The organism is Undibacterium sp. Rencai35W (assembly GCF_049340185.1).
Lineage (GTDB): Bacteria > Pseudomonadota > Gammaproteobacteria > Burkholderiales > Burkholderiaceae_D > Undibacterium.
Map to the genome: position 1 here is coordinate 284,942 of NZ_JBMPPC010000002.1, position 21,342 is coordinate 306,283.

Annotated in this window: 18 protein-coding genes; 10 read left to right on the forward strand and 8 right to left on the reverse strand. The window is 50.3% G+C overall.

Annotated features, from left to right (window positions below):
• Nucleotides 1-7 precede the first annotated feature (7 nt).
• The 5 genes from ACO0K3_RS05280 to ACO0K3_RS05300 all read right to left on the reverse strand — a co-directional run bounded on the left by ACO0K3_RS05280 (nucleotide 8) and on the right by ACO0K3_RS05300 (nucleotide 4,478).
• A complete protein-coding gene (locus tag ACO0K3_RS05280) occupies nucleotides 8-1,321 on the reverse strand; it encodes an ABC transporter permease (protein WP_422982578.1) in 1,314 nt (437 codons plus the stop codon).
• Nucleotides 1,322-1,330: 9 nt separating this feature from the next.
• Nucleotides 1,331-2,062, reverse strand: coding sequence for an ABC transporter ATP-binding protein (locus ACO0K3_RS05285; RefSeq protein ID WP_422955501.1), 732 nt, complete (start codon nucleotides 2,060-2,062; stop codon nucleotides 1,331-1,333).
• Between the two features lie 24 nt (nucleotides 2,063-2,086).
• Nucleotides 2,087-3,355: an efflux RND transporter periplasmic adaptor subunit gene (locus tag ACO0K3_RS05290; RefSeq protein WP_422982580.1), complete on the reverse strand. Its 1,269-nt coding sequence runs from the start codon at nucleotides 3,353-3,355 to the stop codon at nucleotides 2,087-2,089.
• A 51-nt stretch (nucleotides 3,356-3,406) separates the two neighbouring features.
• Entirely contained in the window at nucleotides 3,407-3,883 is a 477-nt protein-coding gene (locus ACO0K3_RS05295) for a hypothetical protein (protein WP_422982582.1), read from the reverse strand.
• A 181-nt stretch (nucleotides 3,884-4,064) separates the two neighbouring features.
• A complete protein-coding gene (locus ACO0K3_RS05300; RefSeq protein ID WP_422982584.1) occupies nucleotides 4,065-4,478 on the reverse strand; it encodes a MerR family transcriptional regulator in 414 nt (137 codons plus the stop codon).
• A 68-nt stretch (nucleotides 4,479-4,546) separates the two neighbouring features.
• Between ACO0K3_RS05300 and ACO0K3_RS05305 the strand changes: the two genes are divergently transcribed.
• The 3 genes from ACO0K3_RS05305 to ACO0K3_RS05315 all read left to right on the forward strand — a co-directional run bounded on the left by ACO0K3_RS05305 (nucleotide 4,547) and on the right by ACO0K3_RS05315 (nucleotide 9,583).
• Nucleotides 4,547-7,213, forward strand: coding sequence for a heavy metal translocating P-type ATPase (locus tag ACO0K3_RS05305; RefSeq protein ID WP_422982586.1), 2,667 nt, complete (start codon nucleotides 4,547-4,549; stop codon nucleotides 7,211-7,213).
• A gap of 111 nt (nucleotides 7,214-7,324) precedes the next feature.
• Nucleotides 7,325-8,284, forward strand: a complete 960-nt coding sequence (locus ACO0K3_RS05310) for a metallophosphoesterase family protein (protein WP_422982588.1) — start codon at nucleotides 7,325-7,327, stop codon at nucleotides 8,282-8,284.
• A 258-nt stretch (nucleotides 8,285-8,542) separates the two neighbouring features.
• The gene (locus ACO0K3_RS05315) at nucleotides 8,543-9,583 is read left to right on the forward strand and encodes a GMP reductase (protein ID WP_422982590.1); all 1,041 of its coding nucleotides are present in this window, start codon (nucleotides 8,543-8,545) and stop codon (nucleotides 9,581-9,583) included.
• An 85-nt stretch (nucleotides 9,584-9,668) separates the two neighbouring features.
• Here the strand turns inward: ACO0K3_RS05315 and ACO0K3_RS05320 are convergent, their stop codons facing one another.
• Complete coding sequence (locus ACO0K3_RS05320; protein WP_422982592.1) at nucleotides 9,669-10,532, reverse strand: tRNA threonylcarbamoyladenosine dehydratase; 864 nt, start codon at nucleotides 10,530-10,532, stop codon at nucleotides 9,669-9,671.
• Nucleotides 10,533-10,692: 160 nt separating this feature from the next.
• Here ACO0K3_RS05320 and ACO0K3_RS05325 point away from each other — a divergent pair, with 160 nt between their 5' ends.
• Nucleotides 10,693-11,235 (forward strand): hemerythrin domain-containing protein, encoded by a 543-nt coding sequence (locus ACO0K3_RS05325; RefSeq protein ID WP_422982594.1) that lies wholly within the window; start codon nucleotides 10,693-10,695, stop codon nucleotides 11,233-11,235.
• 86 nt (nucleotides 11,236-11,321) lie between these two features.
• Entirely contained in the window at nucleotides 11,322-11,957 is a 636-nt protein-coding gene (pdxH, locus tag ACO0K3_RS05330; protein ID WP_422982596.1) for a pyridoxamine 5'-phosphate oxidase, read from the forward strand.
• Nucleotides 11,958-12,052: 95 nt separating this feature from the next.
• On the opposite strand, the gene msrA (ACO0K3_RS05335) is transcribed toward pdxH, so the two are convergent.
• Nucleotides 12,053-12,586, reverse strand: a complete 534-nt coding sequence (msrA, locus tag ACO0K3_RS05335; RefSeq protein WP_422982598.1) for a peptide-methionine (S)-S-oxide reductase MsrA — start codon at nucleotides 12,584-12,586, stop codon at nucleotides 12,053-12,055.
• A gap of 228 nt (nucleotides 12,587-12,814) precedes the next feature.
• On the opposite strand from msrA (ACO0K3_RS05335), the gene ACO0K3_RS05340 reads away from it, so the two are divergent.
• Nucleotides 12,815-13,588 (forward strand): helix-turn-helix domain-containing protein, encoded by a 774-nt coding sequence (locus tag ACO0K3_RS05340; protein ID WP_422982600.1) that lies wholly within the window; start codon nucleotides 12,815-12,817, stop codon nucleotides 13,586-13,588.
• A gap of 44 nt (nucleotides 13,589-13,632) precedes the next feature.
• On the opposite strand, the gene msrA (ACO0K3_RS05345) is transcribed toward ACO0K3_RS05340, so the two are convergent.
• A complete protein-coding gene (msrA, locus tag ACO0K3_RS05345; protein ID WP_422982602.1) occupies nucleotides 13,633-14,166 on the reverse strand; it encodes a peptide-methionine (S)-S-oxide reductase MsrA in 534 nt (177 codons plus the stop codon).
• A gap of 568 nt (nucleotides 14,167-14,734) precedes the next feature.
• On the opposite strand from msrA (ACO0K3_RS05345), the gene ACO0K3_RS05350 reads away from it, so the two are divergent.
• From ACO0K3_RS05350 to ACO0K3_RS05365, 4 genes are all read left to right on the forward strand, one after another.
• Nucleotides 14,735-16,069, forward strand: coding sequence for a hypothetical protein (locus ACO0K3_RS05350; protein WP_422982604.1), 1,335 nt, complete (start codon nucleotides 14,735-14,737; stop codon nucleotides 16,067-16,069).
• Nucleotides 16,066-16,824, forward strand: coding sequence for a hypothetical protein (locus ACO0K3_RS05355; protein WP_422982606.1), 759 nt, complete (start codon nucleotides 16,066-16,068; stop codon nucleotides 16,822-16,824). Before ACO0K3_RS05350 ends, ACO0K3_RS05355 begins: the two co-directional genes overlap by 4 nt.
• Nucleotides 16,825-16,829: 5 nt before the next feature.
• Nucleotides 16,830-19,682, forward strand: coding sequence for an ATP-binding protein (locus ACO0K3_RS05360; RefSeq protein WP_422982608.1), 2,853 nt, complete (start codon nucleotides 16,830-16,832; stop codon nucleotides 19,680-19,682).
• 88 nt (nucleotides 19,683-19,770) lie between these two features.
• Complete coding sequence (locus ACO0K3_RS05365) at nucleotides 19,771-21,129, forward strand: DUF3667 domain-containing protein (protein WP_422982610.1); 1,359 nt, start codon at nucleotides 19,771-19,773, stop codon at nucleotides 21,127-21,129.
• Nucleotides 21,130-21,342 lie beyond the last annotated feature (213 nt).

Sequence of the window (21,342 nt, forward strand, 5' to 3'; positions counted from 1 at the left end):
GATCCGGTTATTGCGATTTAAGTTGCATCGCTGGTGTGACCTGGCAAGCGCGCCATGTCGGCAACAAGCCAGCCAAAATTGCCGCAGTGACCGTCATGGCAAAAGTCAGTCCCAACATCGCAAGATCCATATGCGCTACCATCGCCAAAGTCCTCGATTGCAGAGCAATGAGTTGTAAAGCCCCCAGCGCCAATATCACGCCAAGCCCCGCACCGACCAAACCGACCACGCTGGTTTCGATCAAAAATTGGCTAAATATGTCGCTACGTGATGCGCCCAGTGCCCGACGCACACCCACCTCGCCAGCACGCACAGAAAACTTGGCGAGTAACAGACCTATCGTATTGACCAGGCACAGTAACAGGAAGCCAAATGCCAGCCACGCCGAGAGTTGACTGTCGTCACCGACGACCTGCATTTCCTGTAAAAATTCGCGCACATTAAACAGACGATTTTTTTCTTGCCGTTGAAAACGACCAAGTTTGCGCTGCTCGCTGACATAGCTATCGAGGTAATTCTGTAATTCCGCACGTTGCCCAGATGATTTCAATTCGAACCAAAAATGCATCCAGGTACATTCAGAATCCAGTCGTCCCTGCCAGCCAGGCTCATAAGGGAAAGAGCAACTCATGCCACCCGCATGCGTAGCCTCTCTGCGAATCGAATTACTGAGCGGGATAATAAATTCTGCCTCGTCAGTGAATGCGCTATCACTTCCGTTGTAATAATAAAATCGCGGCTGAGGTAACCATTTTTCAGTGACGCCAACAACGGTGTAATCACCACCCATCATACGGATGCGCTGACCGACAGGATTGACAGCGCCAAACAATTTATCAGCGGTCTTGTTACTCAAAACTACCACATCCGCCGCACTAGCATCTTCACTTGCCTGCCATCCCTGTCCAAACTTAAAAGGCACGTCAAACATGGCAAACATATCTGAGGTCGCAGCCAGGCCTTCAAACTCGATCACATTCAAATCTTTGCGGCTTGGCTCAACGTTGGCTAAGATCGAATATAGTCCTGTGCTGCGCACACCCTGCTTACTGGCGAGGAGATTGATCACATCCTTATACGTCAGTTGATGGTCATTCACTTTATCACCAGGCGTATGGCCTTCCTTCGGGCCGTTATCCAGAATAGGCGCAAATAAGCGATCGCTCTTGTGCGGAATAGGATCACCCGACATCACGTGCAAAATCGTCAGTGTGGAAATGCTAGCCGCAACGCCTATCGCCAGCGTCAGAATCATCAGGGACGTCAACGCCGGGTTGCGGCGCAGGCTGCGTAGCCCGAGTAAAAAATAGTAAGCAAACATAGTGAGTCCTCAGGCAGCGGCAGAGATCAGCGAATGTGCATCATGATTCGCCTCGTGCAGGGACGGTGTTTTACGGATTAAATCACTCACCTGTCCATCGATAATATGCACATTACGCTGCGCCCTGACTGCCAGTTCAGGATCATGTGTGACCATCAGAATCGTCGTGCCACCGGCATTGATCTCTTCGAGCAACTCCATCACGCTGCGCGCCATGTGAGTATCGAGATTACCGGTCGGTTCATCCGCCAGCAGCAACTTGGGCTTACCAGCTAATGCGCGGGCAATTGCAACCCGTTGCTGCTGACCACCGGACAGCTCGGCCGGATAATGCTTCATACGCGACACCAGACCTACCTGTGTTAAGGCTTCCTCTATCCTGCGCTTACGCTCTGCGGCATTAAAGCCACGATAACGCAGAGGTACGTCAACATTGTCGAATAAGTTCAGGTCCGGAATCAGATTAAAACCCTGAAAAATGAATCCTAATTTTTCATTCCGCAAGCGCGACCGGTCGTTATCGTTCATGCCTTTGACGTTGACACCATCGAGAAAGTAATCGCCGCCTGAAAACTCCTCCAGCAAACCCGCAATATTGAGAAAAGTCGTTTTACCCGATCCAGATGGTCCCGTCACGGTCACAAACTCACCTTCTTTGACATGGATCTCAAAACCACGCAAGGCATGGGTTTCTATCAGATGGGTGCGATACACTTTGCTCAGATTATTCATGCGTAACATAGATATTCTCTCGATGGTGATTGATTAATGATTGATTGAAATACGTTGAGCGTTCTGGAACGTATCTGTACCAGAGATAACAACTTTATCGCCCACTTTTAAACCGTCTGCAATCTCTACGGCGGTCACACTGGTTGCTCCAATTTTGATCGGTCTGCGTACGGCCACTCCCGATTCCACGATATAGGCAAAGCGCCCTCCTTCACTCTCAACAAAAGGTCCACGTGGCAGGATCAGGACATTTGGCTTTTCTTCGATCAGCAAGCGGGCTGAGACGCGCTGGCTTTGCCGTAAGCCAGCCGGTTGTTCGCCGCTAAAACGCGCTCTTGCCAGTACCTGATTTTTGACAACTTCTGGCGACATTGCAGATAATTTCCCTACCGCTTTTATCCCATTGACCGTCATTTCAATGTTCATACCCAAACCCAGATCAGTGACATAGCTTTCAGGTATCTCCAGCTCGACCTCAAGCTGGGATAAATCCACCAGGGTCATCAATGCCGTGTTCGCTGCGACCACACTACGATTAGCGACAGATAGCGTACCGACCACGCCATCTACCGGTGCGCGCAGCTTGAGATCATCGACACGACGTTGCGCGTTATCGCGGACGAGTCGTTGTTGCTGTAACTGGCTGATTCTGGTTTTCAAAGCAAGATCGACATCTTCGTTTTCCAGACCAGTTGCCTGCTCTGCATGCTTGGCCCGGATTTGCGCGGATTTCATTGCGTCCTGCGCTTTTAAGAAATCGATCTTGGCAACCACACCAAGTACACCGGCGTTTTCTATGCGCTGATAAGTTCGCTCAGCGGAAATCCGTTCAATCTCGGCCTGATCTGCTTCGCGGCGAGCCAGTAATTTTTGCTTGCGGGCGAGGATGTGCTGACGCGCGACTTCGGCCTCTAACTGTTCATAACTGGCTTGCTCGCGCTTGAGTTCATTGCTGAGATCCGGCGATTCGAGTTCGGCGACGATCTCGCCTTTTTTGACTTTATCGCCTGCGTTGACTTTGAGTGTCACAGTGCTGGGCGCGGTCGAATACAGGGTCGGACTGTTCGCGGCGACCATACGACCATTGACAGCGGCATCACGGACCAAGCTACCTCTGCTGACCGTCGCAATACTTAAACGGGCAGCGCTGACAGATTGGCTGCTACCACTCCAGGCGACGCTTACAATCAGAACGGATGCGATTACCACGACAGCAAGCGCCGTCATCAGATAAACTTTTTTGCTGCGCCAGACTGGTGTTGCGGCAATGACGGCATCTTGGCCGGAGGTATCACGGATCATAGAGAATTGTATGGAAAAGTTAATGATTGATCAGCAGGAAACGTGCCACAACTAAGTCATTGATTTGCTGAGATTTTTAGTTTTGACGATCACTGTCCGCGGTGTCCGGTCTGTCCGCACAGTGTCCGCAACAGAGTTCGCGGACAGATTGGACGTCGTGATGATCTGTGCCAGCCGGCTGCTGTCCAGGTGCAAAAAGAAATGGCATTGCTGAGCAAGTTCGATGTTGATACTGAGCTTAAATATATTCGCGTCCCATGTGCCGCTCCATTCACATTGCTCACAATCATGATTGACACTCACCGTTTGTACAACACGGCATAGCAAGGTGCCGGTCTGATCTTCGCTTGCCTGACTGCTGTGATAGCTCAGCAAAATTATGCTCATCAGCACCGCGGTGAGCATACCCAGCACAACCGTCAGCGAGGTTTTGATGATCACGATTATCCGCTTGACCAACGGAAGCGGTTGAGCCTGGTTAGCCTGGTGAGTGTGGTAACTAGAGCGAGTCGCGGTTGCAGTATTCATGGCACTATCCCTGGTAAGAATAGTGATCATTTAGCACTAAGCGTGCCAGTGCGAAATAAAAATACAAGCCTTTGATTTACAAGGGAATTTTATTTTTCAACGACAGAAGAAGATTGTCCGGACGGTGTTCGCTCGCCTCCGTGGACACCTGCTGCGGACGGTCCAGGCCGATAACAAAACCTTAGATTGCTTGCGTCGTCAGGGCGCCGATAATCGGACATTTGGCCTGCGCGGAACTGCTTGCACATTGATGTATCAGCTGTGACAGCATATGTTCCATCTTATGTAAGTCATGGAGTTTGGCCCTTACCTGCTCTAGCCGTTCGCTGGCGATGTCGCGTATGGCGCTTCTATCGTTGCTATCTTCTAACAGCAATAAATGCGCGATTTCATCCAGAGAAAATCCTAATTCCTGTGCCCGCTTAATAAAACGGATTCTTTCAGCCAATGCCACCGGATAGGACCGAAAACCAGTATCGGTATGTGGGACAGGTAACAAAGCGCGACGCTGATAATAGCGTATGGTCTCTACACCGACATTCGCTGCACGCGCCAGTTGCCCTATGGTGTAAGTCGTCTGTGCATTATTTTTCATATAGTCCTTGACTCCGTTCCTGAGTACAGCATCTATCATAAATTGAAATAGCTATTGGAGCATTTGCGATGAATCAAACTAAGCCACATGATCACCAGCACGCGTCTGCCGACGAATCCTGCTGTAGCACTGCATCATTCAAAGTCGACACGACGGTAAGTGCAACAACAGTCACAGAAAAAAACTACACCGATCCGGTCTGCGGTATGCAGGTCACAAAGAATCCGGACAAGACGGCTCGTTATCAGGGGATTGCCTATTATTTTTGCAGCCACTCCTGTGTCAAAAAATTCCAGGCAGCGCCATACAATTTTGTCAAAGCAAAGAAACTCATTACACCTAAAGTTGTGAGAGAGGCCGCAGCGGCCTCAGACATTCCTGTAAGCGACGCAAAGATAACGACAAAATCTGTGGGTTCATGCTGTGGCGGTGGAAGCTCCGGCAAAGGCAAGCAGCTTGATCTGGTCTGCGGGATGCAGGTGGATGAGAGCAGTCCGCATCAACTCGATCTCGACGGACAAACGTATTATTTCTGCTGTGCAGGCTGTCTGGAAAAATTCCGTAAAAATCCGCAACACTGGTTGAATCCGGCGTCACGTCCGGCACCAACACCCGCGGCGAAAGATGCCATATATACCTGCCCTATGCATCTGGAAATTCAGCAAATCGGCCCGGGTACTTGCCCTAAATGTGGTATGGCTCTGGAGCCAATGGAGGCTAGTGCGGAAGAGGATACCAGCGAGCTTGATGATATGACGCGGCGTTTTAAAATCAGCGTTGCACTCAGCTTGCCTCTTTTACTGATCAGCATGGGCGACATGCTACCGGACTTACGGCTGCATGATCGCCTTGGTATGACGCTATTTAACTGGTTGCAGTTTGCTCTGGCGACGCCTGTCGTACTCTGGGCCGGGATGCCATTTTTTGAGCGCGCACTGGCGTCGTTTAAAACACATCACCTGAATATGTTCAGCCTGATCGGTGTCGGTACAGCGACGGCATACCTGTTTAGCCTCGTCGCCCTACTCTTCCCTGGCAGTCTGCCCGCCGCCTTCCTCATGGACGGCATGGCACCGCTGTATTTTGAAGCAGCTGCCGTCATTATTACGCTGGTTCTGCTTGGCCAGGTACTCGAACTGCGCGCTCGTTCACGCACCAATGCAGCGCTAAAATCCTTGCTGGCATTAACACCGGCAACCGCCATCCGGATTAATGCACAAGGTAAGGACAGTGAGATCACCCTTGATCAGGTGCAGCTCAGGGATGTTTTACGCGTCAAGCCTGGTGCGCATATTCCGGTAGATGGTGTGATCATCGATGGACACTCGAATGTTGATGAATCCATGATCACCGGCGAAGCCTTGCCCGTCTCCAAACAAATTGATGACCACGTTAGTGCTGGCACGATCAATCAGCAAAGCAGCTTTAGCATGCGTGCAGAGCGCATCGGTCGCGACACCTTATTGTCAAAAATCATCCAGCTTGTCAACGACGCGGGCCGCTCTCGCGCACAGATACAGAGCCTAGCAGATAAAGTATCAGGCTATTTTGTACCCGGCGTGATCGCGATCGCTGTATTAGCTTTTGTCGTCTGGGCACTCGTTGGCCCGACACCGACACTGGCAAATGCGCTAATGGCGGGTGTCTCGGTTCTGATCATTGCGTGCCCTTGCGCGCTTGGTCTAGCAACACCGATTTCGGTGACTGTCGGTATAGGTCGCGGCGCGACTGAGGGCATCCTGATTAAAGACGCCCAGGCATTGGAGCAGTTAGAAAAAATCGATACACTGCTTATCGACAAAACCGGTACGCTGACTGAAGGCAAACCCGCCTTACAACAAATCATCTGCGCGCATGGCTACACCGAACAACAAATCATCGGGTTCGCCAGTGCCATAGAAAAATCCAGCGAACATCCGCTTGCCCGCGCTATCTTGACGTATGCGGAACAACACCAAGTCGTCAGCCCACCGATTACAGGTTTTACTTCAGTGACAGGCAAAGGTGTTAGTGCTACTTCGGAGGGCAAAACAATTTTGTTCGGTAACCAGCAACTGATGCAGGATCATCAGATTCAGACAAGCGAGCTGGACAAACGCTGCGGAGAATTGCAAGCGCTAGGACATACGGTGATGTTCCTCGCTATCGATCAACAGCTTGCAGGTCTGATCAGCGTAGCCGACAGTATTAAGACGACCAGCCTGCAAGCCATACAGGAATTACAAAGTTCCGGTCTGCGCGTGATCGTGTTGACCGGCGATAACGCGATTACCGCGAAGGCAGTAGCGATCCAGCTCGGTTTAAACGAAGTCCATGCAGGCGTGCTACCAGCAGACAAACACCGCTTCGTTCAGCAACTCCAAGCACAGGGACGCATTGTCGCCATGGCGGGAGACGGAATCAACGATGCTCCCGCTTTGGCACAAGCTGACGTCGGCATCGCGATGGGCAACGGTACCGATATTGCGATGAATAGTGCACAAGTGATCCTGGTCAAAGGAGATCTGCGCGGCATCGTGAAGGCAAGGCTACTCAGTCAGAATACGATGAAAAATATCCGGCAAAATTTATTCTTTGCGTTTGCGTATAACTTCATCGGTGTCCCCGTCGCTGCCGGCGTGCTATATCCGTGGTTCGGGATTGTATTAAGCCCCATGATAGGCAGTGCGGCGATGAGCCTGAGCTCGGTCTCTGTCATTGCAAATGCCTTGCGCCTGAGGCATACCAAGCTGTAGATACCTGACATCTTCCTATCGACGTACACTTAAGGACAAGTCCGATAGAAAATGCCGGAAGCGGTTAGAATATCGCTCCAGCAGGCACCATCTCACCTCATTCATCATTTCATGTTCAGACTCCGTATTCCCGCGCTCCAGCGCCGACTGTATTCCTCTATCGCTGCGCTGATCGCATGCTCTGCGACATCGATGGCACCATTAGTGCTGGCATCTGAATCCGGGCAGGCGTCTAAAACCAAACCACAAGTAGCAAAATCCGTCACCGTGTATGTCGCAGGCGACATCGCCGATTGCCGTAAAAAACCGTTCACCGAGAGCATGGCTGAAAAAACTGCCGAACTGGTCGAGGCCGGTCTGGCAAATGACCCTAAAGCCGTCGCTCTGACGCTGGGCGATAATACCTATCCGGTCGGCAAACCCGAAGAATTCAGTCAATGTTATGACCCGACCTGGGGACGTTTTAAAGCACGCACCCTGCCATCACCCGGCAATCATGATTACGGCATGCCATCGGCACATGGCTATTACAACTATTTTGGCGAGCTAGCAGGTCCCGATAGACGCGGTTACTACAGCCGCAAAGTCGGTCAGTGGCAGCTTATTTCGCTGAACAGTAATGTAGATGGTGCGCAGATGCAGGCGCAACTGCAATGGCTGAAAGAGGAATTAAATAATAATCCGCGTCGTTGTACTCTGGCATTTTGGCATCACCCTGTTTTCAGCACCGGTGGTCACGGCAATAACGACATCATGCAAGCCGCCTGGAAACTCCTGTCGGATGCTAAAGCGGATATCGTATTGACCTCACACGATCACGACTACGAGCGTTTCGTGCCACTCGATGAGCATGGCAATATCGATCAGAAAAATGGCATACGCAGCTTTGTCGTCGGCACAGGCGGCGCCAAACTGACACCGATGTTTTTTCCTAAAATTATTACCGAGATTCGTGATAACGCGACCTATGGCGTATTGAAACTCAGCTTGCATGAAAAAAGCTACGACTGGGAGTTCCTGCCGGTTGCCGGACAGAGCTTCACTGACAAAGGTAGTGGTAGCTGTCATTAACGGCAACTTATAACGCACTCACACCTCTCCCCTTGCGGAGAGGGCTTACCTACAAATTTATCAGGCTTGCCGAGACAGTACACTTAACGGCACTGGCTATTAAAAGCTCACAAGCTGGCAAGCACACAACATATCTTCATGCTGATAATCTCTATATAAAAATAAGATCAGCATCCGTCTGCAAATTAACTATACTCAATTACGGCTCAAAGCTTTTTCCTCATCCAGGTCGTCTGCCACGCGACCACAGGAGTCGTAATGCACATAGAAGAATCTCTCAAACTCGATTTTAAAGACGTATTAATCCGTCCTAAACGATCTACACTGACATCACGTTCCCAAGTTGAATTGCAGCGTGAATTTGTCTTTCATCATTCGCGTCAGACTTATCACGGAATTCCGATTATTGCAGCGAATATGGATTCAACCGGTACGCTGGAGATGGCGCACGCGCTTGGCGAACATCAGTTATCCGTTGCGCTGCACAAGCATTATGATGAAGAGACATTAGTCAATTATTTCACCAGCCTGCAAAAGAAGTCGACCGCGTTTTATTCCATGGGTATCACGCAGGCCGACTTTGAAAAATTCTCTGCCGTCATGACCCGTGCACGCAATGCCATTGACTATGTGTGCATTGATGTAGCGAACGGTTATACCGAAGGATTTATCAATTTCGTCAAAAAAGTACGTAACGCTTATCCGCACCTGACCATCATGGCGGGCAATGTCGTCACTGGCGATATTACCGAAGAATTGATCTTAGCCGGTGCAGATATTGTCAAAGTTGGTATTGGTCCTGGATCGGTCTGTACGACACGTAAGATGACCGGAGTTGGCTACCCGCAGCTATCCGCCGTGATCGAATGTGCTGATGCTGCGCACGGGCTGGGCGGACAAATTTGCGCTGATGGCGGTTGTGTGGTGCCCGGCGATCTGGCAAAAGCTTTTGGTGCCGGTGCCGACTTCATTATGTTGGGCGGCATGCTGGCAGGGCATGATGAATGCGCTGGCGATCTGATCGAACGGGATGGCAAACAGTACAAACGTTTTTATGGCATGAGCAGTAAAGTCGCCATGGAAAAGTACGCGGGCGGTGTCGCCAAATACCGGGCGTCTGAAGGGAAGGAAGTCTTGATCCCCTATCGCGGCCCCGTCGAAGCAAGTCTGCTCGACATCTTAGGCGGCGTGCGCTCGGCATGCACCTATGTCGGTGCACATAAGCTGAAAGAGCTCACCAAACGAACCACCTTCATTCGGGTAACCCAGCAGTTGAATGAGGTGTTTGGCAAATCCTAGAGATAAGCCTAGAGATAAGAAATACTCGCCTTACCGGCAAGTGTACACCCGTCATGTGAACGACGGGCGCACACTTCCGGCAAACTCAGACGCCAGCGGACTCCGATGCTGCAACATGAGGAGTGACCGGAGGAGCGGCGAGCTGTTTTAATACATGCGCCGCCGCCCTCAAGCCAAATGACGCGGTCACCACAATCGACGAACCGAATCCCGCGCAATTCAATCCGGTAACGCCGGACGCAAGACTGTTCTCAGTCTGATTAGTCTGACTACTGTCTCCGCCCACCTCGCAAACCTCAGCCGTCTCCGGCATCGTCAGTGCCTCCATCGAAAACACGGCATCGATACCAAATTTACTTTTTGCACCACGCGGAAAACCATGATTCTGGCGCAGGCGTTTGCGTACCAGCGCCAGCAAAGGCTCTTGTTCAGTGCGTGACAGATCACGGATCTCAATCTTCCCCGGGTCAGTTTGTCCGCCCGCGGCACCAATCGTGATTAGCTTGATGGCATGCTCGCGGCAATATGCGATCAAGGCCGTCTTTGCCTTGACGTTATCAATCGCGTCGATCACATAATCAAACTGCTGCACTCCCAGCATCTGCTCAAGATTATCCGGTGCAATAAAATCCTCGACTTCGGTGACCCGGCAAAACGGGTTGATTTGCGCAATACGCTCAGACAAAGCGGTAACTTTGGCTTTGCCTATAGTGTCGGTAACCGCCTGTATCTGGCGATTAACATTGGACTCCGCCACATTATCGAGATCAATCATCGTGATGTGACCAATCGCGCTGCGAGCCAAGGCCTCTACGATCCAGGAGCCGACGCCGCCGACACCGATGATGCAAATTCTGGCGGTTTTAAAACGTTCCAGCCCGGCAGCGCCATATAAACGGGCAATGCCACCAAAGCGGCGCTCAAAATCGACGTTTAATTCATCTTGCATAGGGTTTTACTCAGCATTTCTGGCTATTCAACTGTCGCTATTTTACAAGAGCAGGCCGCCGGGCTGTCGTTTGCTTGATATGGCACAAGCAGGATTGTGCTAAATGATCGATAATTTTTCATTATTTTAGTCCCACCACAGCCAAACACATCGAGGTATCGTGACTACACTATTCGACAGCGCACCCGGATTTGATCAACCGATCGCCGTGCTAAAACATTGCCATGACCGTATTCGCAAGCAACTCGCCACGCTGGACAAATTACTGACGCATCTGCCAGTACACGGCGCTGATCAGGATGCACGGCAGGCAGCACAGGCGGTGCTGAAATACTTTACACAAGCCGCGCCCCTGCATCATGAAGACGAAGAAATGGATTTATTGCCGGCGCTGGAAACTACCGCCACCCAAGAGGATGCTGCATTGCTGAAACAATTGTTGCCAGAAATTATGAAGCAGCACCTGCAAATGACGGCACAGTGGTCCAATCTCGAAAAGCAACTGAAGCAGATTCAGGAAGGCAGTTCAGCCCAATTATCCACGCTGGATATCCGGCATTTTTCTGATATGTATCTGCATCACATGGAGCTGGAAGAAACCCATATCGCACCGATGGCAAAGCGGATTTTGAGCGACGCGCAGATGCAAAGATTAGGTGCTGCCATGCAAGCGCGACGCGGCATCGTACCGGACGCGTCTTAAACATCATCCATGTCGTCCATATTGTCCATATTGTCCATATTGTCCATCAATAACAACATTTAACACTCTCTATAAAGAGCATCAATATGTCATTAGCCGATTTACGCAAAGATTATCTCCAGGCGAGTTTGTCAGAATCCGACGTCGCCAGCGATCCTGTTCAGCAATTTTCTACCTGGTTTGACCAGGCGATCAAAGCCGATGTCGCCGAACCCAATGCCATGAGCCTGGCAACAGTCAATCATGAAGGACGTCCGAGTTCAAGGATTGTCCTGATCAAAGAATTTGATGAGCGTGGATTTTGCTGGTTCACCAATTATGTCAGCAGCAAAGGGCATGATCTGGAGACCAATCCACATGCTGCCTTGCTATTTCATTGGGTCGCACTGGAGCGTCAGGTCAGGATCGAGGGGCGCGTAGAAAAAATTACAGCGCAAGAGAATGATCGCTATTTCAACAGCCGCCCGCTGGGGAGCCGTCATAGCGCGATTGCATCACAACAAAGTGAAGTCATCGCAAACCGGGATTTATTGGAAACGCGTTTATCAGAAGTAGTTGCCGCTTATGGTGATGAACCGCCGCGTCCGGAACACTGGGGCGGATATCGCCTGATTCCTGAGCGCTTAGAGTTCTGGCAAGGTCGCCGCTCGCGCCTGCATGATCGTATTGTCTATACCAGACAGGCCGACGGCACATGGAAAATCAGCCGCTTGCAGCCATAAAATGCAAGCCGAACAAAGCAAGGTTCGGATAATTTGAAGATTTTTATCTGTTATCCGGTCAATACTTGAGATCGCCACCGACCTCAACTGCCCGTCTACCGGGATGACAGACTACCAGAGAAAAACTGTCTTGCTTTAGCAACCTTTGGTGCTACGACTAAGGTGCAATACCGCTGCTGACTATTCATCTTAAAGTAATTGTGATGATAGTCTTCAGCGGGATAAAACATCGGTGCCATCTCAATCGCAGTCACGATCGGTTTTTCCCACTTTGTCGCGACATCCGCCATGACAGCGGCTGCGCAAGTCTTTTGCTCCTCGCTCTGGCAAAAAATCACAGAACGATATTGCGTGCCCACATCACTGCCCTGACGATTCAAGGTAGTCGGATCATGGATCGCAAAGAAAATCTCGACCAGCGCCTTGTAACTCACCGCCGCATTATCGAAAATCAGACGCACGACTTCTGCATGTCCGGTACCGCCCTCGCAAATCTGATCGTAACTGGGATCATCAACCTGTCCCCCTGAGTAACCCGGCTCAACGCTCTTGATCCCGCGGATTTGCTGAAATACTGCCTCGGTACACCAGAAGCATCCGCCACCAAATGTTGCTATCTCTAAAGCCATTGTGTTTCTCCTTGTTTCATCAGCAATCTGAACTGCCTAATTCCACTGTATTTCCCACTGCATTTCATTTGAAATACCCGCAATGTCTGCGGCGGAGTGAATTATCAAGTCAAGCAAGAATGTGATCAATCAACAAACAAAGAGTCGCATACAAGGTGGCTTGGTGTATTATTTTTTAATACTTTTTTACATTTTAGATTTTACCGATCATCAACACTGGGATTTCCGATGCTAAAAGCAAGTATTTTGATTGATGCCTTGAAGCGCGAATTGAAGGCGAGAAACATCACCTATGCCGATCTGGCGACACGGATTGATATGTCGGAAGCAAGCGTGAAACGCATGTTTTCACAAAAGAATTTCACGCTACAGCGACTAGACGAGATTTTGAATGCAACGGAGATCAGTCTGCGCGACCTGGCGCTGGCATCGAACGAAGACACCTTGATTTCTGAACTGACGTTTGATCAGGAAAAAGAAATCATCAGCGACCCGAAAAAATTTATTGTCGCTGTCTCGGTACTGAATCTGCTCACCGTCGAGCAAATCATCCGAATCTACGACATCAGCGAGATTGATGTCGTTAAGCATTTATTGCGTCTGGACAAAATTGGCTTCCTGGAATTGCTCCCTAACAACCGGGTAAAGCTGCTGGTGTCGCGGACTTTTCGCTGGATACCGAACGGCCCTATCCAAAGCAGTTTCCGCGATCAGGCCTATGCCGAATATCTGGAGTCAAATTTTGATGGCGAACATGAAATCATGCGTCTGGTGAATGTCATGCTGTCTAGGCAGTCGGTGGCAGCACTGATTACCCGCCTGAAGCAAGTCGCCCGCGAATTCTCAGAACAACATCAGGAGGACGCAAAGCTGCCATTTGAAGAAAAACACCGTATCAGCTTCATGCTGGCCGCGCGCCCCTGGCTGCCAAAGCAATTCAAATCACTGGTGCGCAAAGACTATATCGAGCAACATGAACAAAAAAAAGGCAAAAAAAAGTGAGGCAACCAGCCTCACTTCAACAACAAGCGCTTACACCAGCAAAACTAACCAGCAAGCTTACTGGCAAATAGCTTACGCGCTTTAGCGACTTTGGGAGCCACCACAATAGAGCAATACCCCTGATTCGGATGCTGCCGGAAATAATTCTGGTGGTATTCCTCAGCGATATAGAACATCGGTGCCAAGGTCAGCTCTGTCACAATAGGGTCATCCCACACCGCAGCCATCGCAGCGATCACCTCCTGCACGATGGCTTTTTGCGACTCATCGTGGAAGTAAATCACCGAGCGGTATTGCGTACCGCTGTCATTGCCCTGGCGATTTAATGTCGTCGGATCATGGATCGTGAAAAAAATCTCTAGTAACTCGCGATAGCTGATCACCTCAGGATCAAAACTCAGCCTGACCACTTCCGCATGGCCGGTGCGGCCAGTACAAATTTGCTCATAGGTCGGATTGTGAACTGCACCGCCGCTATAACCGGACTCCACCTTCTGTACGCCGCGAATCTGTTGAAACACCGCCTCTGTACACCAGAAGCAGCCGCCACCTAGCGTGGCTGTTTGCCATTGTGTCATCTTGTTATCCTCATCTTTATTTGTACGACGCCGGATTCAGTCATTCCTAATCCGTCTTGTTTAGTCGTACTCAAGTGTATTTTCTTACAAATCGTGAATTACCGTATGGTCATGGCAGTTTTGCTCACACTACCACCAGCTGAATTCACGTAACTTATTAAAAAAGGGGAGTATAGGTAAAAACAATGCTAATACCGCATTGCTTATATAGTCTTTTAAATTTACTCCACCCTAGTATATAAATAGTAACATCTATAAATGCAGTGCCAACCATTCTGGCGTCACGCCAAGCACTAAAGGAATATGCTGGCACACTACACATTAGCCAGAATTTTCATGAAAATTTGATTTGAATTGAGTTGATAGCGGATGTACTTGTTAAGGCAGTGTTGACCTGAAGGAGACACCCATGTCGAGCTATGGCAATGAAGAGAACCAAAATTGACCAGTAAAATTAACTGGAAACACGCTGTAAGCGCTCAAATAGCACTTTTGATACGCCTAACGGAAAATTCCAACTTAACTCCCTGACAATACTCAATCGTCTTGCAAGCGGGTAAAATGCCGCATGCAAAATTTCTCCAACGAACCATCCAAAGCACCTGAGCCAGGCCATGAAGATGACGACGCACTACAGTCGTTTTTTCGCCCTGGCATCAGCCCTGACGATGTTGCACCGATATTCCCTTTAAAACGTGCACAGCCGCTGCTGCAAGCCTTTACTGCACTGTTCCACGGCGGGTTCAACAACGTCATGCTGCGTTTGCTGGTCCTGCGCGAGCTGGCTGCCGACGTCGATACGCCGTCGTTGTCCCGTGCGGACATCAACGCCAAGCTGGGCTATATTGATCCGGACCGCTTGGAAACCATCCTGATGCGCTTGCGCTCGCACAACCTGCTGGCCTGGGATGCAGGTCAATCGGTATATCGCATCACGCCAACCGCCCGTAATGTGCTGGCAGCGCTCTCCTCCTTATTGCAGGCTGAGCAGCAGGCGGAGCAACAAGGTGATGAAGCCGAAATGAGCTACATGCTCACGCAGGTCGCCGGGGCGCAGGCCGTTGGTGGCGTGTCGGTAGAACAGTTGCACCATCTGCTCGGTCGTCTGATCGAACTGACCGAAGAATTTTCCGACGCAATCGCGTCCGGCTCTGAGTTCCAGCTGCGTACCGCCCAACAAAAATGGCACACCGCCTGCGACTGGGTAGAAAAGGGCTCGCAGATCATTCACGCAATCACCAACGATAGCCGTGCCGATTCTGCAACCCACAGAGCGGCACAAGCGATCGGTCGTGCCCAGAGTGCGCTGCTGAATATGCAAGGCATGTTTTCGCGTGCGCTGAATCAGATCGAACGTCAGCGCGTCCACCTCGGACAATCTGGCTTATCTACTACCGATATCAAAACCTGGCTGCTGCAATACGCCGATCTGGCATCACTGGCAGATGATGCGCTGGCCTATCCGATGACACCGCTGTTCATCACACCATCAGAAATGATCGATGTCGCTGAAAGCGAATTACTGACCAATCGCCAGTCCGCCGTCGCCAATATTTTGCCGACAGGCGAAAACGCACCGGAGATCGCCAATGACGATAGCGATGCTTTACTGGAACTCGATCATTGGCTGGATCGACTGACCAATATCGAACACATGCAAGCCGGCAAACCAATGCCATTGCAAGAGTTGCTATTACCATCCAGCTTTGCGATTGCCTCGTATCGCGCATCCTTGCTTCCATTGCTGGGGGACGTCAACGAATCCGCCTTGCAAGGTGCAACCGCCGCGCTGGCGCGCTTGCCGCTGGAATTTAATTCGAAAGACAAAATGCAACGCGTGTCTGACCCGCACGTTTCCGCTATCTCGGTCGCCACCCTCACCGCATTGAGTAAAAAAGAATGACAGAAGACGCACAATTCCTGATCGCCCGCCTGCTCGCGCATCAAACCCTGCGCCGTGAAGACAAGCTCGTTAAACGCGCCCTCTCCGACGAATTATTCCGCGCTGATGTCGACGCAAGGCTAAAAGCCTGCGGCATGAAATTCATCGACAACGTGTATGCCGATCACGTCACACTGGCACTGACACGTGATAGCGAATCGAAAGTATTCGGCACTAGAGAAACCTGGCAGAACAATAATTTCAGCTTGGCACGCGATGGCGTTGCCTTATTGGTTGTCCTATGGTCACTGATTATTTTGCCAAAACGCGAGCGGCAAGAAGCACATCAACTTGCCGAAGAAAATCAAAACGATATGTTCGGCAAAGACAAGCCCATGCCGCGGGCTGAAGATACGTCCATCGGCATTTCTTACCGCGCCCTCCTCGCTGATTTTGGCGAAAAGCTCGGCAAGAAAACCCGTATGGACATGAATCTGGGCCAGCTCGTGCGTTATGGTTTTGTCGAACGCAAAGCGGATCTGATCGTCGAAGGGCCACTGCTCGATCTGATGATGGATACCGATACCCTGAAAGACCGCATCATCAATGGCGCGCTATCGGATATTTTCAAAATCCCTGTACGGACCCCTGCCATCATTGCTCCCGCCGGCGAAGACCGAGAGGAAACAGTCGCCAGCACTGACAGCGATACCGACGGCAACGTAAGTACAGACCCAAATAGCACCGATAGTCATCACACTACAGAAGAAGAATAAGCCACATGTTCCATATCAAATCATTAGAACTGGTCCATTGGGACTACTGGCAACGTATCAAGAATATCCCGCTCGACGCTAAGATCATCACGATCGCTGGTCAAAATGGCTCGGGCAAGACGACCTTGCTGGACGCCTTGCGCACTCTGTTCGGCCTCGAATGCTCCATGGGCCGCTCGTACAAACATTACGCACGCCATTCAGGACAGCAAACTGCCTGGATTCGCGCTGTCGTCGATAACAGTGCCGTCGGACCACAAATTTCTAACCGGCCTTTCCGCATGTCCGGCTTGTATGAGGACGAAGTCACCCTGTTCTGCCAGATCCAGAAAAACGGCGGCGACTGGAAGCGTCAGTACCTGATGCGCAGCGGCAAAGTCGAGATAGAAGACATCCAGGAAGCCAACGATTGGCTCGGTGTAGAAACCTATCGCAAACGACTGTCGCACGCTGGTTTGTCAACAGCGATGGGTAAAGTGCTGGCGCTGGAGCAAGGCGAAACCGACAAACTCTGTGAATATGCACCGCGTCAATTACTCGACCTGGTGTTTCAGGTTTTTGGCGATAAAGAAGTACTAGACGCCTATGACGATGCCAAACGCCATCAGCGTGATACCGAGACCGAATTACAGCGATTTGAAACCGAGCTTGAAGGCGCAAAAACCAACCTCGAAGGCCTGCGCCTGCGCGTGGCGAATTACCACCAATGGGAAAGCCTGAACAAGGAAAAGCGCGACCTGCAAGAAGAGATTTTACCAACGCTGCAATACCATGAAGCCTTGCAACATGCGTCGGCGACCAGCCAGAGTCTGCGCAACGGCAAGCGTCAGCTAAAAGCACAAGAAGACGGTTTATCGGAACGTCGTAGCAGTCTCGCCATACAGGCACAGATGCATAGCGAAGCGCAGCAGCATGAGGCCGCATTGGAAGCGGAAGAATCTCAACTGCGCGAAAAACTACAGCACATCAATACCAAACTCAAACCGCAAGAGAGTTTACTGGAACAAAAAGCCCGTCTACAAAAACTCGCCGCAGAAGCAGATGCCGACGTCGCCAACGTCGCCGATGATTTAGAGAAAAAAGAAGCAGAACTCTCGCGTCACAAACAAGAGCGCGATACGCTATCCAACCGCATCGCCGCTGAACTGGAAACCATTGCCGCCCTGCAAGGCAAAGCCGCTCTGCCTGACCCGGAGAACGTGCGCAATATGCGCCGTGCTTTGAATGATGCAGGTATTTCTCACAGCATGCTGCCGGAGATCGTCGAAGTCACCGATCCCAAATGGCAAGGTGCGGTCGAAGGCGTCTTGCGCGGTTACACCTCGGTGATTTTGCTGGATAAAGCCAGTGATGCGAGCGCAGCTTATCGCGTCGGTGAAAAGCAACGCTATGGTCATTTCATCGTACCAGACCGTATCCACGCTCCGACTGTCAAAGACAAAAGTCTGCTATCTGTAGTGAACTTCACTGCCGCTGCGCCTGCCTGGCTGATCGAGCAACTACAACGAATCGAGATGGTCGATTCGGTTGAAGTAGGTCTCAGTTTTAATAAATCGCAATCCGAATCAAAATCCAAGTCACAAGAATGGATTACGCCCGACGCTTATCATGGCGAGCGTCGCGGTGGTCGCTCGCTATTTGTCGAGGCATCTCGCTACCGCTTTGGCAGTGCAGGTCGCACACAAAGGCTGGAGGCATTGCAACGCTCTTTACCACGCCTGCAATCGCAAGAAGATCAGCTCACGATTGCCATCAGCAAACTTGCTGGCGAGATCAGCGCCTTCAGAGCGCGTCTGGCTGGCGTTGATGCGGCAAAAGAACTTAGTGCCCGTCACGCTGAATTTGAAGAGGCCAGCCGCCATATACAACCCCTCAGACAACAACGGATCGAAGTCGGCAGTCGCCTAGGTGAGATTTCGCCTCTACTTAAATCAGCCACCGAACAACGTACCGTTGCTCATCTGAAATGGGAGCAAGCCAAAGCCGCGATTGCCGATGCAGAATCCCAATTACGCAGTGCAGAAAAGCGCTTGTCAGACGAGCGACAAGGCCATTTTGCAACGCTCACCGGCATGCGTCAGACCTGGCATCAGTTGCCGGTTAACTGGAAGCGTGCCAAGCACAGGCAAGAGCTGGTTGCCGAACATGAAAACGTCCATCAGATCGAACTGCGTCTGCGCAGTCTTGGCAACAACCTGGCACGTGAAGACTGGGAAACTGATTCAACAGTCGTCGATCAGTTCGTACGTCTGAACGCCCTGCTGCAAGGCCGCCAGGCCGAGACCGATGAGCGCCGCTATCAAAATAACCGGGCCTCAGAAGCAACCGTCAATGCACGTGCGGCCTACATGGATCGCCTGCGTTTCACCATTAAGACTTATAGCAAAAATATTAAACAGCTCGGCGAGCTCGCCGGGATCGAAGTCCATACTGATCCGGTTAAGTTGGAGAATGACGACATTCAGCTATCACAAGCGGGTCTGCACGTTCGCTTCAAGTTCGACGGCAAAGGCCCGATCGGAATGAATGACGGCGAAGCATCCGGCGGTCAGCAAGTCATGAAATCCCTGATCCTATTAATCGGTTTATTGAAATCCGAAGATGGTTCAGGCGGCTTCGTCTTCATCGACGAACCGTTTGCCCATCTAGATATCCGCAACATCCAGCTCGTCGGTGAATTCCTGAAAAACACCGATGCACAATACCTGATGACAACCCCGTTGACGCATAACACCGACGTCTACGATCCATCAGAATTGACACTGATCACCAGCAAAAAGAAAAAAGATACCGAATGGGCACAACCGATTTTTGTGCTGCAGCGCCGGGTAGAGAAGTTGAAAGATGTCAGGGCATAATTTATAGTGAACGCGCAATACTAAAAACCTGTTGGCTGACTAAATTCACCAACAGATTTCACATCAATCATAGGCATCTGGGGCTGCAATGGGAATCGAAATTGACGTATCAAGCGATGTGATCACTCAGGCAGCTGTCGTCAGTGAATTTGATCATAGCAGTGGTAATACTTCTAAAGATGCGACCAAAGATTCAGCCACACCTGCGTCATCCGGATCACATGATGAACACGGCAGCTGCGCCAATTGCGGCGCCATTCTAACTGGCGCTTATTGCCATGTGTGCGGTCAACATGCGCACATCCATCGCTCTTTGCTGCATATGTTTGAAGAACTGCTGCATGGTCTGTTCCATTTTGAAACCAAGGCATGGCGCACGATTCCCGCATTGATCTACCGTCCCGGAAAATTAACACGACAATATATTGAAGGTAAGCGCACTTCGTTCGTCTCACCGTTAGCCTTATTTCTGTTCATGATTTTCCTGATGTTTTTTGTGTTTTCTTTCACCATGAAAGATCCGGCCAAAAATCTCATGGGGTCAGATACCAAAGAAGAAGTGATGAAGGAACTCGATCAAGCCAGGCAAACCCTTGCCAGACAAAAAGAGCAAGAAGCAGCTCTGATCGCAAAACATGAAACGGTCACTGACATTCAAGAAGAAATCAAAGAAACGCAAACAGAAATCATGGCACTGGAATTAGCGGCAACTAAGGCGGCTAGCGATACAAAGAAATCGAAAGAAGAAGTCGAACAACAGCTTCAGGAAGCCAAAACCAGGTTAAGCACACTAGAGACGGAAAAACATAAATTAGGTCCTGATGTACAAAAGCGTATCGACATCAGTAAAGAAATTTCATCAGTAAAAAAAGAAATTCATACCCTAGAGGTCGCATCAACACAATTATCTGACAAGAAAAATGACTCCGCCAAAAGTGAGTCAGGCGCCGCAAACACCTCCTCCGCATCGAGCTCAAGCGACGATCTGGTTATCGATATTAGAGATGACTACACACTCAATGAGATCCCGGGAATAGGATCGTCGTTAGCCAAAGCGAACGCCAACCGGGAGCTCACGCTGTATAAGATGAAGGCAAATTCTTCAAAACTCGCTTTCTTGTTAATGCCTATTTCATTACCTTTTTTATGGTTGCTATTCGCCTTCCGCCGCCGCTATGTGATGTTCGACCATGCAGTTTTTTCCTTGTATTCATTGTCGTTTATGTGCGTACTACTGATCATCATGGCATTGCTGAATAAATTTAATTTCACCGGCACCGCAGTATTTTTGCTCATGATTGTTCCACCGATTCACATGTATCTGCAATTGCGCGATGCTTATCAACTCAGCGTTTTCGGTACGCTCTGGCGTACTGCCGCGCTGTTATTGATTGCCTTGGTTTCACTGTTGATTTACGCAATGATTGTGACGGGGATGAGTATTTAATTATTTGATTCTCATAAAATATCTGATCGCCTTATTCACTCAATCCTCACTGAAAACGAGGAGTGAGTGCATCACTCATTGATGTCCATTGATCCCACCCAGACCAGTATTCATTAGTATCTCTGCCTAAGTAATCAAACCATCATTGATATACCGCGTGTGCAGCCGGGTATAACAACCTGATCAATCTCACCTCGAAGAACTCAATTTTCA